Here is a 13,665-nt window from a genome sequence, read left to right on the forward strand (position 1 = left end):
CGGCACGTTGGAGGAGGCCATCACCGCATCGGTCACGGGGATGGGCGCAATCATCTTCATCCTGTCAGGCCTCCGAGAGGGTCCGCCGCTCCTCACGCCGCGCGATGCTGGCGGAGGTGTAGGTGTTCTGCTCGATCCGCAGCGCGAGCTGCGTGTTCTCGGCGCGCATCCGCGCCAGCTCCTCGCGCATCGCCCGCATCTCGGCGACCATCTCGCGGGTGTCGAGCAGGTCTCGCGTCTGGCTGGCGCTGTAGATCCGGGACGGGCCGGTCACCTCGAGCTCGGGTCCCTGCTCGCCGACGAGGCGGAGCCCGCCGGCATGGACGCCGCCGCCGGCGAAGCTCGGCACACCGCCTGCCGCGCGGATCGCCTCGCGGGCGCCCTCCATGATCCGCTCAAGCTGTGCCTGGGCAGCAAGAGCAGATTGGTTGGCTTGGTTCATCTGACGCTGCAGGCCATCCGGACCCCAGAATGTTTCGCGCCAGGCCGCAATATCGTCGCCGGCATCACGGATGCCCGTGGCGTTGAAGCTGAGGAACCCGTTGGCGTCGATGGTCGGTGCGGCGCTGTTGCCGTCGGCATCCACGAACCAACCTTGCGTCTGGGCGTCGAAGGCGTTCACGTCGCTGACCGCCGACGCCACCCCCGCCTTGGCGGCTGCGAGCCGCTGCTCGGCCGCGGCCACCCGGTTGACCGCGGCGCTGATGGCTGCCTGCCTCCGCTCCTGATCGAGCGCCCGCGTAGTCTCCGCCCGCACGGCGGCGGCCAAGTCGCGCAGATGCCCCCTGAGCTCGCCCATCGGAGACGACAGACCAGCCAAGGCCTCTGACAGATCCGTGCTCAGGCCCGCAATCGGTGCCGCAATCGACCGGTCCGCGATGCCAGTGATCTCTGTCAGATATCCCCTGATCTGCGTCGGGTCCAGCTCGACACCCGAGGTGAGGTAGTCGCGCAGATCGCCCAGCACCGTAAGCTGCTGCTCGGCCAGCGTGACGATCTGCTCCTCGTAGGTCGCTTGCGCATCGGTGAGGTCGGACAGTGCGGAGACCTCTGCCAGCACGCGCGCCTGGAGGCGGGCGGCGTCCACGGCAGTGGCGGCTGTCCGGGTGGCTGCATCAATGTAGGCCCCCGCGAGGCCTGCGACCGTGCCGCCCGCGTCCTGGTCGCCGCGCATGGTGGCGGAGACGGCGGCCCCGTATTGCCGCCGCGCCTGCGCCAAAGCCATCTGCGGCGAGATCAGCTCGCTCACCGTCCGGCGCGCGGCATCGACGAAGTTCCGCAGGCCGTCCGAGATGGTCCGCCACGCCTTGGCTGACTGGGCCGCCGCGCGGCTGATGTCCGTCACGCGCCCGATAACGTCATCTACGCTCGTGATGACGCCGGTCACCATGCCGGAGATCGCGGCCGTCATGCCGTCGATCTGGGGGAGCACCTGGTCCATGGCACCCGACATGGAGATCAGCGCGGCATAGGTCTCGCGCCCGCGCTCTGTCGTGAGGTCCTGCGCCTCGATCAGGGCGCGGTACTGCGCGCGGGTAGCGGGCAGCAAAATGTTGTAATCGGCCAGCGCCTCGGTCGTCTGCCGGGTCAGCGTCTCAAGCCGCTCTGCCTCGGTGTAGAAGGCCTGATAGTAAGCCGAGGTCGCCTGCCCCATGGCCTCAAGCCCGCCGAACGCATCAGCGATGTCCGACGCCATGCCGGCCGTGATCATGTCCACCGCCTCGAACGTGTGGCCGAGCGTGTCCATGATCGCGTTCACCCCCTGCATGGAGGTCATGAGCCGCTGCAGGGCCGCCGCAAAACCCTCACCCTCATGGACCAACGCCGCGAGGGTCGCGTCGGTGGACACGAGGTCGTTGTTCGCGATGAGACTGTCGAGCTCGCGGTTGGCGAACGTGCGTCCCAGCATCTCGCGCACTCGATCCGGCAGGCCGGCGAACCCACCCATGACACCCTCGAAGACGCCGGCCGCGATATTCTCTTCGAGTGCCTGGATGGCGTCGTCGTTAACCCCGACATAGCCGAAGGCACGGGCGGCGAAGGCATCGCCCAGCTCGGTCAGCTGCTCCTGCAGCCTCTCGCCGATCTCTTCATCCGAGAGACCCTTGGTCGAGAACTTCACGCTGGCCGCGAAGTCATCGAAGGCGTCCCGGCCGACGCCGAGGGCATCCGCGGTCTCGAGGATCGCCGTCTGCATGTCGCCGATGGCCTTGAGGATCGGGTTCGCGACCTCGGCGCTGGCGGCGTCGTAGCTCGTGCTGGTCGACTTCGACAGGCCGCCGAACTTCGACTTCTCCACCTTCCTGTAGGTCTCGATCATCGCGTCGAGGTCGCGCACGGTGATCCGCAGGCCGGCGTCCAGCAGCTTCGTCTTCGTCCCGAAGAACGAGAAGGCGGCCGCCACGGCGGCAATCGGGCCGAGGATGGCGCCGGCCGCCATGGCCAGCCCGGACAGGCCGCTGGTTGCCATCGTCAAGGACTGGCCGATATAGGCGAAACCTCCAGCGAAGCCGCCCGTCGCGAAGTTCGAGAGCGCGCCCCAGGCGCCGGTGCCGAAGGCGGACAGCGCGCCGCCGATGCCGCCAAGGAACCCGCCGCCGCCACCACCGCCGAAGAGGCTGCCCAGCATCCCGAGGCCGCCAGCGCCGCCGGTCACGGCCGCACCGGCTGCGTCAGCCACGCTGCCGGATGCCCCGAGGCCAAGCCCGATCACAATCCGGTTGCGCGCCGCGGTCGCGATCATCTCGGCCAGCATGCTCTTGAAGCTTCCGAGAACGCTGCTGACGAACCCCTTGAAGTCCTTGAACCCGCCGGTCACGAACTCGCCCCAGGCCGTCGCCACGTCATTGATGAGCGGAATGCCGTCGCCGAGGTCCTTGTTCAGTTCGCCGATGGCGCGCCGATGGTCGTCAGCCGAGAGCAGGCCCTTCTTCAGAAGCTCTCCCAGCCTGGCGATCTCCTCGCGGTATTTCTCGACCGGCGTCTTCAGCCGCTCCTTCCACTCCTTCGCGGCAGCGACCAGGTCGGAGAGCTTTTTCCTGGCGCCACCCGCACTGTCCCCAAGGTCGGACATGCCCTCGCCAAGGCCGGCCACGGACGGCGCTGCCCCATCGGCTGCATCCCCGACGTTCACGAGGGCATCGGCTGCAGCCTGCGCAGCGGCTGCGGCAGCATCCGCCGCGTCAGCCGCGTTTTCCAGGTCCATCGTGATGGTGTTCCTGTTAGCCCCGTGGGGCGGCCACAGCACCCCACTGAACATATCGGTCTGGAAGAGTTTGTTCAGTTCTTCAGCGATCGACCACGTCATTTCCGCGAACGAGCCTAGAACAGTGTTGATCGCGCGCAGGAACGCCGCCTCGAACTTGTAGGCCGCTGCTACGGCGATATTGCCCATCCACTGGAAGGCACGGCCAACGCTGCCCGTTGCCTCAACCGCTCGCGTCATCTGATAGACCAGCTCGCCCACGGCCACGATGGCAATGCCGAGCCCTGTCCTGATGAGCGCGGCCCGTGTCGCAACCAGCGCCGAGACGAAGCCCCACGTCGCCGTCGCGGCGGCGTAGATCGCGCCACGGAAGGCGATAGCTCCGGCCACTGCCGCGGTGCCGAGGTAGCTCGCGATCCTTCCGGTATTTTCAGCAAGGGTTCCGATGGCAGCACCGAGACCGTCCAGAACCGTCCGCAGGGCGCCGCCCTCGCGCATGGAGTTGGTGAAGGCCTTTGCCATGGCCTCGACCGCCGGGGCCAGTTCAGCCGCCATGCGGTCGCGCGCGCCCTGAACCGCAATGGACACATCGCCGAGCGCGAGGTGCGCCCGCCGCAGAGCCTCAACCGCGTCATCACCCAGCACCGCGCCGAGACCTGCAGCCGCCGCGCCAAGCCGCTCCATCTCCAGGCCGTTGTTCCGCAGAAGCGGCAGAAGGAGGGTCGCGTCGTTCGCGATGGCCTCCATGTAGAAGGTCATCTGTGCCTGCGAGACGCCCGCCTTCTCGAGGCTCGAGACATAGAGCTGCAGCGCCTGCGGGCCGGAGAGCTTGCGGAACTGGTCTGCGGTCACACCGACGCGCGGCGCGATCTTCTCGAAGAAGTCCTTCATCTCGCCGCCGCCTGTCGAGAGGAAGTCGCCCACCTTGTCGTTCACGTCCTTCAGGATGTCGGCCAGCTTCTCCTGCTCGATGCCCACGGTCCTCGATGCGGCAGACCAGCGCTGCAGTGTCTGCGGCGTGGTGTTGGCGACCTGCGAAAGCCGCGAGATCTCGTTTGCCGCGCGCGCAGTCGGCGCGACGATAGCCGTCATGGCGGCGCCGACCGTCGCCCCCACCACCGCCGCCAGCGCGCCGAACGCCTTGGCTGCATCGCCGAGAGAGGACTGCGCCTTCTTCAGGCCCTGCTGGAACTGCGCGCTGTCCAGGCCCAGGTTGACCCGGAGTGCGCCGATGACTGCCGACATGGGACGCGTCCTCATAAATAAGGCCGCCCGGAGGCGGCCTGTTCATGTTGCGATGGATGGGGGATCACCCGCGCCCCCTCAGGACCATCCCGATGAGCAACCCGCGCACCTGTTCGTGGTCGGCATCCCAGCCGGCCTCCGCCTTCCGAGGCGGCGGCGCGTCCACCTCTGCCGGCGCCTTGTAGTCCGGGATCCTGCCCGGCTGGTGGAAGGCGAAGGCCACGAGGGTCGCAAGCTCGTGCTGGAGCACGCGCCGGTCCTCGATCTCGCGCCTGCGCCGCTTGTAGTCGCCATCGAGCACCCCCAGCACCTCGCGCGGGGTGAGCCGCCAGAACAGTTCCGTGTCCTGCCCGGCGGCGAGCCACCGGGCGAGGAGGTCCTCGATCAGGTCGCGGCCGGCTTGGCTTTCGGCTTCGCCGGCGCCGGGGCGTTTCCCTCGGGAGCCTCGGTCTCGGTGGCGGCCTCGGCCTTCGCCGCCTCCGGAAAGGCCGCGCGGATCGCCTCGCCCAGAAGCCGCGAGGCCTCGGCCAGCCCGATCTCGTCGATCAGGTCGCCCGCCGCATCCTCGCTCAGACCCTCGTGGCCCATGCCGGCCCAGATCAGGCGCCGGAGCCGCAGCATGTCGCCCTGCGACGCCTCGCCCTGCATCGCCACGATGGCATCGACAAGGGTCTCCCCGGCCCGCTCCTGATAGCGGACCTGGGCATTGGTGGTGAGCCGGAGGAAGCGCTCGCGCCCCTCCGCCTCGAAAGGAACCGCCCCGCGCATCCCGTTCATGCCTCCGTCCCCCGCGTCCAGGTCGGGGCGCCGGTCCCGCGGATGTTGAGGTTGATGCCGACCGGGGCGCCGAGGTCGCCGGCCTCGAGCTGCGGCACCGGGAAGCCGCGGAACTCGAACACGTCGCCCGTGCTCTGGTCCGGGGCGGGCTTCATCGTCACGCGGTAATGGATCGGGTGCGCGGCCTCCTGATCGGCGATCATCGCGGCGTAGCCCGCCGAGGTGTAGCCCATCGGGATGGTGATCTGGCCGATGTCCTTCAGCCCCTTGATGTACTCGCGATAGCCGCCCTCGCTGTCGAGCGAGGTCACGTCCTGATAATCCTGCTCGACGGCAGGCACGGCGATGCCTTTGGCTTCCGGGATCGCGCTCCATGTGGCGCCATCGGTGGAGCGCTCCACCTCGGCCCCGTAGGCGATGATCTGTTTCGAGGCCATCCGGCCCTCCTATGCTGAGTAGATGGTGAGAAAGTCGAGCGAGACCCGGAAGGGCCGCCCGGTGTCGTCGCCCGGCTCGCGGAGGTCGCGCGCGCCGTCGAGGAAGACACCCCGGAACCCGCCGCCGCTGTGGCCGTGGAGCACGGCGCGCACGGCGCGGGAAAGCTCTTTGGCTGCGCCGTAGCTCCCGGCGTAGCAGTCGATCTGGACGCGGGCCCGCTGCAGCCCGTCCGGCCCGGCGAGGGTCAGCCCCTCGCGGTCGCTGACGGTGGTGAGCACGAGCGCCGGGAGCGGCTCGCCCTGCGGGTGGCGGCCGAAGTTGACGCGGGCGTCCACGAGGGCCGTCACCCCGCCGGAGGCCAGCAGAAGCGCGCGGAGGTCTTCCTCCATCGCGTCAGCCCCGCGCCCTGGCCGCGGCCCGGGCCGCGCGCTTCTTGGCGCGGATGACGGCTTTCTGGATCTCGGTCCTCAATTCGCCCTTGAGGCGGTCGAGAAGGGCCTCGCGGTCCTCATCCCATGCCGGGCGGAGGAAGGGCTGGGCCGCCATGTGGATGTTGCCGAACTCCTGGTTATGCGCGCTCGGCGGCGGCCCCGCGCCCACGAACATCTCGACGCTGGCCCGGTCGTCGCGGAACATGCGGCGATGCCGCTTCGCCTGCCGCCTGCTGAGGCGCGTCCCGACCGTGATCGAGGGCGCGAGCGTGTGGGTGTCGCCGACCGGGGCCTTGCTCTCAGCCAGATCGGCGAGGGGCTGGGCCGCCGTCTTCAGCGCCCGCCGCAGGGCCGCCTTGCCCGCGGCCTTCGAGAGCTTTGCAAGCTGTGCCTCGAGCTCGCGGAGGCCGGTGACGGAGACGGTGACGCTCATCGGTCGGTCCTCGCGGAACAGGTCAGTTCGAGAAAGCGGCAGCCGCTTTCCTTGATGCCGGAGATCTCGAAGCTGCGGCCGTCACAGAGGAGCCGATCCTTCGACGTAAGGCCCCTCGCGAAGGCGGTGCGGTGGAGCGTGAAGCGGGTGGTGACGCTGGCCGCCACCTCGCCGGCGCTCCAGCGCTCGCCGTCGCTCAGGTCTGCCTTTGCAGCCCAGAGCGGCGGGCCATGATCGGCCCAGACCTCGACCGAGGCGAAGCCGTCGTCGGCGAGGGTGGCGCGCTGGATCTGGATCCGGCGGTCGAAGCGCGGGGCACTCATGCGGCCTCCGGGGAGGGGGCGGCAAAGGCGGAGGCTCTCATTCCGACACCATCGGCCGGGCGTAGCGCGCCTGCCGGATCAGCCGCTGGATGCCGAAGGAGAGCGGCGGCGCGCTCTCGGCCGGGCCGATGCCTGCATCGTGCCATTCCTTGGCGAGCAGGATCACCGCCTGCCAGAGGCCGCGCGGGATCCGGGCCGGATCCTCGTGGCCGCAGAGCGCGGTGAGGCTGACCGCGCCGTCCGCCGCAGGTCGCTCGAGCGCGGGCTCGGTGAAACCGCGCACGAGCCTCACGGCGGGGTCGGAGATCTCGACCAGCTCGATCACCGGCGCGATGGGCAGATACCAGCGCGACCAGCGCCCGGCCGGGGTCTCGAAGGCGACGAGCCGGGGCATGAGGGCGCGGCGGGCGGCGGTCTCGACCACCTCGGTGGCGGCGGCGAGGAGCTCGGCGATCAGGAGATCGTCGTCGGGCCCGTCGAGATGGACCGCCCGCTTGAAGGCCTCGACCGATACCGCGAGCGCCGGGGGCTCGATCACGCGCATGGGGTTACTTCCGCCGGCCCTGCACCGGCAGGTCGGCACCGGCCTTCGGCGCGGTCTCGGCCGGGATCTCGAGCGCGGCCATGGCGGTCTCGAAGCTCGGGGCGGGAGCCGATTCCGGCGCTGCAGGTGCGGGAGCGGAGGCAGGGGCAGCGGCCGGGATCGCGGCGGGTGCCACCTCGGCAGGCCGATACGGCACGGCATGGATGCCGATCAGGCCTGCGGCCGTGGCGGGGTCGAAGCCTGCGGTCTCGCCGCGGTTGTAGCGGCTCCAGGGGCGGATGAAGGTGACGATGGTCTTCATGGATCTCTCCGGGAGAAAGGGGGGAGGCGCCGGGGGAAAGGGGAAGGGGGCGCCCGAACGAGTTCGGCCCCGGGGAGCACCGGGGCCGAGGAGGGAGGCGGACGGGGGAGGGTGGCGCTAGGCCGGCCGCAGCGTCAGAGCGTCCAGCCGGAGCCGTTGAAGCCGGCGAAGGCCTCGTCATGTGCGGGCGCGAAGTCGTGCTCGGAGATCGCGCGCATGAGGGTCAGATCGTTCTGGAAGGCGGAGACGGTCGCGCCATTGCCGTCGACGAAGGACGCGTCGGTGGAGGAGCCCACGACCAGCGCCATGCTGTCGCCGATCATCGCCTCGTCGAAGTCGCCGAAGTAGATCTCGGTCTCGTCGCCGCCCGCGCCGAGGTTGTCGGGGATCTGCGAGCTCGTGCGGATCGGGAAGCCCATGAGCTGCGCCGAGGCGCCAATGGAGGGGAAGAGCGGGTTCCCGTTCGCGTCCTTCAGGCTCGCGAGCCAGTTCTTCGTCGACGCCCGCATGATCCAGCCGGGCGAGACCATGCCCACGTCGGCATCCTCGACGAGCGAGACCGCGCGCCGGATCGCCGCCTCGGCCGCCGCCGGCGTGGCCGCGACCGGAGCGGCAGACCAGTTCGCGGGCAGCATCCAGTGCCGGAGCCCCTTCGGCGTGTCGGCACTGCCGTCGCCGCGGAGGAACGCGAGATCCTCGCGCAGCGCCATGACCTTCAGGAGGTCGTCGCGCACGAGCTGCGCCATCGCCACGCCCGAGTGGCGCAGGAGCGAGTTGCCGATGGGGACCATGCCGACCAGTTTCTTGAAGCTCTGGTCGATCTTGTCGAAGCTGGGCTGGCTCGGGGCGATGGCGGCATTCTCGGCCGCATAGGCGGCCACCGCCGAGCCCACCTGCTTGGCGTGCCGCATCTCGCCTGCGGGCATCGGCAGGGTCCGGGCGCCCGAGGCGCGCACCACGACGCGGGCGCGCAGCATCTCGATCAGCTCGGCCGCCTGGGGCCGCGGGATGGTCACGCCGCCCGCGCCTTCGCTCGCGCCCGAGAGGGCCGCCGAGATCGCGCCATGGCCCTCGGCCTCGAGGAGACGGGCGGCCTTGTCCCGGTCGCCCTTGGTGCGGGCGAGGGCCTGGACCATGAAGCCCGCGGCCACCCCGCGATGCGCCGGATCGGCGGCCACCGCCGGCACGGCATCTGCGCCGGCCGCACCCGTCCCGCTCCCGGCGCCCGCGCCATCGCCCTGGGCCGCAGCCGCCTGCGCAGCCTCGACGGCCGCCGCGCGCGTCACCGCGGCATCGGCCCTGGCGAAGGCGGCCTCGGCTGCGGCGAAGGCCGCGGTCTCGGCCTCGAGCGCTGCCGCGTCGGGCGCCTCGGCCGCCTCGAGCGCGCCGATGCGGGCGGCCACCGCGGCCATCGTGTCGGCCGCGGCCTTCCGGGCGCGGCGCAGGTCGTCGAGGTTCTGTCGTGCCATGGGATCCTCTCTTGGCAGGGCTGCATCCGCGCAGCCGAACGGCCCCGCCACGGGCGGGGGATGGGGAAGGGGTGAAGGGGAGGGGCTCGGACAGTTCCCCTATTTAGGGGAACTGCGGGTGCGGACTTGCGCGGGTGCGCGCGTGCGCGAGAAAGAGGGCGTGCCGGTCAGCTCCGGGCGAGCGCTGCCGCCGCCGCGGCGCGGGCGGCGAAGGCGCGGCTGGGGCTGCGGGGCTTCGGCGCGGTGCGGGCGGTGAGGCGGGCGTAGAAGGCGGCGCGGGTCTCGGTGCGGTCGGCGAGGCCACGGCGGATGGCCTCGGTGCCGCGGAAGGTGGCGCCGCCGTCCTGCGGATCGTCGGTCACGCTGAGGCGGGCGGCGAGCTCGGCCGCCGGGATGGCTCGGCCGGCGGAGACGGCGGCGTGGAACGCGGCCTCGGCCTCATCGAGGCTGCGCTGGAGCTCGGCGCGGCCGGCTTCGGTCGAGGCGTCCGGGCGTTTGGCGCGGGCGTGGCGGGAGCTCATCTCGAAGATCTGCGCGCCGTTCGCGCCGGGCTGGACATGGGCTGCGGCGGTCAAGGCCACGCCGATGGAGCCCGCGACGGCGCCCGGCGTCATCACGATCTCGGTGGCTTGGGAGGCGAGCCAATAGGCGGCCGAGGCCGCGAGCGGGGAGACGAGGGCATGGACCGGCTTCACGGCCGCTGCAGCCGCGATGGCCTCGGCCGCGGCTTCGATCCCGCAGACGAGGCCGCCGGGGCTGTCGATCTCCAGCACGATGGCGGCGGCATCCTCGCTGGCGGCGAGGTGGGTGAGGGTCTCGGCGAGCCCGTGATAGGTCGCCCAGCCGAACCAGCGCTCGTACTGCACCATGTTCGGCGTGAGGATCCCGCGCACCGGCACCACGGCGAGGCCGCGCGAGACGGTGAAGCGGTTGGGAACGCTCGGGCCGGCCGCCGAGCTCGCCCCAAGCGCAGCCGGCAGGGCGATACCGGAAGGCCCTAAGATCTCCGCCGGGCCGGCCTCCGATCCCGGGAAAGCGGCGCCGGCCGCGCCCTCCGGGATCGGGAGGGCGAGGAGGGGCGCCGCGAGATCCTCGGCCAGCGCCATGGGCTGCAGGGGGCCGAAGAGGCTGGCGAGAGTGCGGGTCATGGGTCTGTCTCCTCGCTGCGGGTCATGTTGGGCGCCGGGTTCAGCCGGTCGCCGCCCTCGATCGGGTCGTAACCGTCGATGCGCCGGGCCTCGTTCGGGGTCAGGATCGGACCGCCAACCGCCTTGGCGAGGGCCTCGTAGCGCTCGCGCGTGGTGGGCCGCAGGAGGGCTCCGAAGTCATGGCGGAAGAAGAGGCCCGCGCGGCGCTCGGCCTCGGTCAGCACGCCGAGCGCGAGCTGGTCCTCGACCTGCTTCGCCCAATGGAGAAGACAGTCGGTCAGATAATCGATGGCCTGCTGTTCGCCATTGGCCTTCACGCCATATTCCATCATCTGCAGCTTCGCGGGCGGCACCCGGTAGATGGCGGCGATCTGCTCGCGGTCGAACTTGCGGCTGCCGAGGAGCTCCTGATCGGCGGCCTTCATGTCGAGCGTCTGGACATCCTCGCCCTCGCCGAGGATCGGGAAGCCTTCGACCTCCGGCGCGCGGAGCGCCGCAGCCACCCGGCGGGCGCTCCTGACGCGGGCCTCGTCATCCTCGTAATCGTCGCGGAGCCGGATCACCGCGCGGGCGGTGACGCCCGAGGCCGCGCGCGCGGCGGACTCCTGGCCCGCCAGCGCGAGACCCACGCTCTCGGCCGCGACCTCGAGCGGGCTGCGCCCCGTCCAGCCGTCCTCGGCCATGTAACGCAGGTGGATCATGGCGCGGGCGGGGGCGCGGCGGCGGAGGCCCGCGCCATCCTCGAAGTCGTAGAACCGGTCCCGGCCGGCGCGGAGCACGCTGCAGCCGGACTGGCGCACCAGATCGATCAGCTCGAGCTCGCCCGCCCCGTCGCGCGGCGCCCATGCGAAGGCATTGCCGCGAAGTGTGAAGGCATAGCCCAGGGCGAACCGCACCACCGAGGCCGCCACGCCCGGCGCGGCTTCCACGTTGAGAAGATAGGGCGCCGCGTGCTCGCGGACCCGGACCTCGCGCCCGTCGCCGGTGCGCTGGAAGAGCTTCAGCGGCACCTTGGCGAGATCGCCCGCGATGACGGCGCAGCAGGCATAGACCGTGGCATGGCGCTGCGCGATCTCGGCCGAGACGCGGGGCAGGGTGCGGATCCGGCTCGCGCCGCCCGAGCTCCAGCCGACCTCCTGCAGCCAGGGCTTCGGCGCGGCCGTGCCGCTCGCCTCGGCCGAGGCCTGCGGCGCCGTCACAGGCGGCTCGGCGCGGACGGAGGCGCCCGCTAGTCGCGAAGCGCCAAATCGCGGCCATCTGCTCATGCCGGTCCTTCCTTCCGCCAGACGTTCCCGCGGGGAGCGCCTGCTGTTCGCTTTCGTGATGCTGGTGAGAGCTTCAGGCTCTGGAAACGCAGTGTCCGCTCCGAGCTTCTACCGGTGGGCAGCCTGCCTTAATCGTCGTCACAATTGCGGCTTATTGGTGCGCTGTTGTGGTTGAAAGGAAGACGAGTAGGTTCGTTGTCAGGCAGACGTTTCCGCCGGGCCGATGTCAGATAGTGGAGGCTTAGTTGTTTAACGAGTGTCTTTATGAGCGTAAGCGCGCTGTTCCCCTTGCGGTGGCCTGTGGCAGCTGCTCCATTCTCGCCTCGATGCTATTGTCCGTGGGTGCCCTTGCGGAGCCTGTCGCTACCGAACCCACGCTGTTGGCCGAAAGCCGTACACCCTGCGTCGCCTTCACTGACGAGGCAGACTATGTTTCACAATCCTTGATCATGGATTTGGAGAACCGCCAGGTTCAGCTCCGAATCCCAAAACCATTCTTCGAGGATTTCTGGGACCGGAGGGACGGATTCGCTGACACCGCCGAGCTATTCCGTGTGGAAATCGGGACCTTTCTTCCCGTCAGCCGCGCGGAAACCGGACGCCGCAATAAGCAGGACATCTGGAACTGGATGACATTTGTGATCAGTGACCGAATTCCGCTGGAGGAGCTCGCGGAATACCACGTCGAGAAAGACGTCACCACGGTGAGGGTGCCCCCCACCTTCTCCGACCTGCCTCGCAGTGACGGACCGTTCGGCTTGCTGTCACTTCGTCGGGGAGATGGCCAAAAGCAAAGACCGAATGAGCGCGAGGTGTTCGTCTCCCTCGATTCAATTGGTTCCTTGTCCTCCGTCCTCACATGCGACACGCCACTCAGCGCCAACTATCCCATCTGCATTCACTGGTTCCGCGCCGCCGGAGTGGATGTTGAACTGGATTATCGGCGTGTCGAGCTACCGAACTGGCGGGCGTTGCAAGAAGACGTCACTGCCTTCCTGACCTGCTCAACAAGCTCTCCTCTTTAGTCCATCAACTGAGCGGTACGCTTCGTCCGCAATGTCGACCCCGGGGTAGAGTAGGGCCGGAGGCCTCCGCTCACGCCGTCTCCACTTCCCGTGCGCGGCGGCGGCCTTCGGCGGCCTCGGCGCGCCCCAAGGCCATGATCGCGGCCACCGCCGGGTCGATCCGGCCCTTCGAGCGGGCCTTGTTCGGCTTGATGTTCTCGACCGCATCCTCGTCGCGGTGCACGTTGCCCACCGCCCAGGCCAGCACCGGGTTGCCCGCGTGCCGGATCCGGCCCTTCGCCACCGCCTCCTCGAAGCGCTTCATCGGCGAGGACATCGAGCCATAGCCCTGCCCGTGCTCGACCAGCGGGAAGCGCCGCTTCAGGAGCTCCTTCGCCATGTACTTCATCCCCCAACGGTCATAGGCGAGCTCGCGCAGGTCGAACCGCGCCCGGATCGTCTCGAGCCGCTCGATCACCTGATCCTCGTCGATCACGCCGCCGGAATGGACCTCGAGCCAGCCTGCATCGCGCCAGGCGACATATTCACGCTTCTCCTTCTGGGCGCGGGCGATGAAGCCCTTCGGACCCTCGGGGAGGAAGGAATAGGCCAGCAGATAGATCTGGCCGTCCTTCGGCACGGCGACCGAGATCGCGGTGAGGTCGGTGGTCTTCGACAGATCGAGCCCGACCCAGGCGGGCAGGCCGTAGAGCGACCGCGGGTCGAAGGGCTCGGCGCCGCGGTCCCAGACGTCGCGCGCGATCCAGGTCTGGGCGCCTTCGGTCCAGAGGTTCATGTGCAGCCGGCGGAAGTTCGGCATCTTGCCCGAGATCACCGTGGCCTCGCGGTACATCTCGCCGAAGCGTTCTTCCGAGAAGGCCACCCCGAGGTTCGGGTTCGCCATCTTCCAGAAGCGGGGGTCGCCCACGTCGCAGTCGGGCGGGGGCTCGGCCACATAGGCGAAGAAGCTGTCGTCGCTGACCGTGCCCCGCACCACCTCCTCGGCATAGTCGCGCATCTCGCCGCAGAGGCTCGCGCGGTCCGCGCCGGCGGTGGTGATCGCCCAGTCGATCGGCTGGGCG

14 protein-coding genes are annotated in these 13,665 nt (G+C 69.9%); 1 reads left to right on the plus strand and 13 read right to left on the minus strand.

From position 1 onward, the window contains the following. Positions 1-64: 64 nt before the first annotated feature. The 12 genes from ACTVZP_RS21750 to ACTVZP_RS21805 all read right to left on the minus strand — a co-directional run bounded on the left by ACTVZP_RS21750 (position 65) and on the right by ACTVZP_RS21805 (position 11,579). Positions 65-4,450 carry a tail tape measure protein gene (locus ACTVZP_RS21750; RefSeq protein ID WP_443214230.1) on the minus strand — a complete coding sequence of 1,462 codons (4,386 nt, stop codon included), beginning with the start codon at positions 4,448-4,450 and terminating at the stop codon, positions 65-67. A gap of 64 nt (positions 4,451-4,514) precedes the next feature. Then, entirely contained in the window at positions 4,515-4,751 is a 237-nt protein-coding gene (locus ACTVZP_RS21755; RefSeq protein WP_443214231.1) for a hypothetical protein, read from the minus strand. A gap of 83 nt (positions 4,752-4,834) precedes the next feature. Beyond that, positions 4,835-5,227 (minus strand): hypothetical protein, encoded by a 393-nt coding sequence (locus ACTVZP_RS21760; RefSeq protein WP_443214232.1) that lies wholly within the window; start codon positions 5,225-5,227, stop codon positions 4,835-4,837. Next, entirely contained in the window at positions 5,224-5,664 is a 441-nt protein-coding gene (locus ACTVZP_RS21765) for a phage tail protein (RefSeq protein WP_101341717.1), read from the minus strand. The genes ACTVZP_RS21760 and ACTVZP_RS21765 overlap by 4 nt, the downstream gene beginning before the upstream one ends. Positions 5,665-5,673: 9 nt before the next feature. Next, positions 5,674-6,054 (minus strand): DUF3168 domain-containing protein, encoded by a 381-nt coding sequence (locus ACTVZP_RS21770; RefSeq protein ID WP_443214233.1) that lies wholly within the window; start codon positions 6,052-6,054, stop codon positions 5,674-5,676. Positions 6,055-6,058: 4 nt separating this feature from the next. Beyond that, positions 6,059-6,529 (minus strand): HK97-gp10 family putative phage morphogenesis protein, encoded by a 471-nt coding sequence (locus tag ACTVZP_RS21775; RefSeq protein WP_443214234.1) that lies wholly within the window; start codon positions 6,527-6,529, stop codon positions 6,059-6,061. Next, complete coding sequence (locus ACTVZP_RS21780; protein WP_443214235.1) at positions 6,526-6,852, minus strand: head-tail adaptor protein; 327 nt, start codon at positions 6,850-6,852, stop codon at positions 6,526-6,528. Before ACTVZP_RS21780 ends, ACTVZP_RS21775 begins: the two co-directional genes overlap by 4 nt. Before the next feature lie 37 nt (positions 6,853-6,889). Continuing rightward, positions 6,890-7,396, minus strand: coding sequence for a hypothetical protein (locus ACTVZP_RS21785; RefSeq protein ID WP_443214236.1), 507 nt, complete (start codon positions 7,394-7,396; stop codon positions 6,890-6,892). A gap of 4 nt (positions 7,397-7,400) precedes the next feature. Beyond that, positions 7,401-7,697 carry a hypothetical protein gene (locus ACTVZP_RS21790; RefSeq protein ID WP_443214237.1) on the minus strand — a complete coding sequence of 99 codons (297 nt, stop codon included), beginning with the start codon at positions 7,695-7,697 and terminating at the stop codon, positions 7,401-7,403. Between the two features lie 134 nt (positions 7,698-7,831). Continuing rightward, positions 7,832-9,166, minus strand: a complete 1,335-nt coding sequence (locus tag ACTVZP_RS21795) for a phage major capsid protein (RefSeq protein WP_443214238.1) — start codon at positions 9,164-9,166, stop codon at positions 7,832-7,834. A 167-nt stretch (positions 9,167-9,333) separates the two neighbouring features. Beyond that, the gene (locus ACTVZP_RS21800; protein WP_443214239.1) at positions 9,334-10,314 is read right to left on the minus strand and encodes a S49 family peptidase; all 981 of its coding nucleotides are present in this window, start codon (positions 10,312-10,314) and stop codon (positions 9,334-9,336) included. Beyond that, positions 10,311-11,579, minus strand: a complete 1,269-nt coding sequence (locus ACTVZP_RS21805; protein WP_443214240.1) for a phage portal protein — start codon at positions 11,577-11,579, stop codon at positions 10,311-10,313. Before ACTVZP_RS21805 ends, ACTVZP_RS21800 begins: the two co-directional genes overlap by 4 nt. 338 nt (positions 11,580-11,917) lie before the next feature. Between ACTVZP_RS21805 and ACTVZP_RS21810 the strand changes: the two genes are divergently transcribed. Continuing rightward, positions 11,918-12,604 (plus strand): hypothetical protein, encoded by a 687-nt coding sequence (locus ACTVZP_RS21810; RefSeq protein WP_443214241.1) that lies wholly within the window; start codon positions 11,918-11,920, stop codon positions 12,602-12,604. A 70-nt stretch (positions 12,605-12,674) separates the two neighbouring features. On the opposite strand, the gene ACTVZP_RS21815 is transcribed toward ACTVZP_RS21810, so the two are convergent. Further along, on the minus strand, positions 12,675-13,665 hold a 991-nt coding region (locus ACTVZP_RS21815), incomplete at its 5' end, for a terminase TerL endonuclease subunit (RefSeq protein WP_443214242.1).

Source organism: Rhodobacter sp. NSM (assembly GCF_052244495.1).
GTDB lineage: Bacteria > Pseudomonadota > Alphaproteobacteria > Rhodobacterales > Rhodobacteraceae > Cereibacter_A.

What these genes read in the sequence shown, in the direction of transcription:
- ACTVZP_RS21790 (WP_443214237.1), bottom strand. Translation starts at nt 7,697, where the DNA reads ATGAAGACCATCGTCACCTTCATCCGCCCCTGGAGCCGCTACAACCGC.
- ACTVZP_RS21805 (WP_443214240.1), bottom strand. Translation starts at nt 11,579, where the DNA reads ATGAGCAGATGGCCGCGATTTGGCGCTTCGCGACTAGCGGGCGCCTCC.
- ACTVZP_RS21770 (WP_443214233.1), bottom strand. Translation starts at nt 6,054, where the DNA reads ATGGAGGAAGACCTCCGCGCGCTTCTGCTGGCCTCCGGCGGGGTGACG.
- ACTVZP_RS21775 (WP_443214234.1), bottom strand. Translation starts at nt 6,529, where the DNA reads ATGAGCGTCACCGTCTCCGTCACCGGCCTCCGCGAGCTCGAGGCACAG.
- ACTVZP_RS21760 (WP_443214232.1), bottom strand. Translation starts at nt 5,227, where the DNA reads ATGAACGGGATGCGCGGGGCGGTTCCTTTCGAGGCGGAGGGGCGCGAG.
- ACTVZP_RS21785 (WP_443214236.1), bottom strand. Translation starts at nt 7,396, where the DNA reads ATGCGCGTGATCGAGCCCCCGGCGCTCGCGGTATCGGTCGAGGCCTTC.
- ACTVZP_RS21795 (WP_443214238.1), bottom strand. Translation starts at nt 9,166, where the DNA reads ATGGCACGACAGAACCTCGACGACCTGCGCCGCGCCCGGAAGGCCGCG.
- ACTVZP_RS21780 (WP_443214235.1), bottom strand. Translation starts at nt 6,852, where the DNA reads ATGAGTGCCCCGCGCTTCGACCGCCGGATCCAGATCCAGCGCGCCACC.
- ACTVZP_RS21765 (WP_101341717.1), bottom strand. Translation starts at nt 5,664, where the DNA reads ATGGCCTCGAAACAGATCATCGCCTACGGGGCCGAGGTGGAGCGCTCC.
- ACTVZP_RS21750 (WP_443214230.1), bottom strand. Translation starts at nt 4,450, where the DNA reads ATGTCGGCAGTCATCGGCGCACTCCGGGTCAACCTGGGCCTGGACAGC.
- ACTVZP_RS21800 (WP_443214239.1), bottom strand. Translation starts at nt 10,314, where the DNA reads ATGACCCGCACTCTCGCCAGCCTCTTCGGCCCCCTGCAGCCCATGGCG.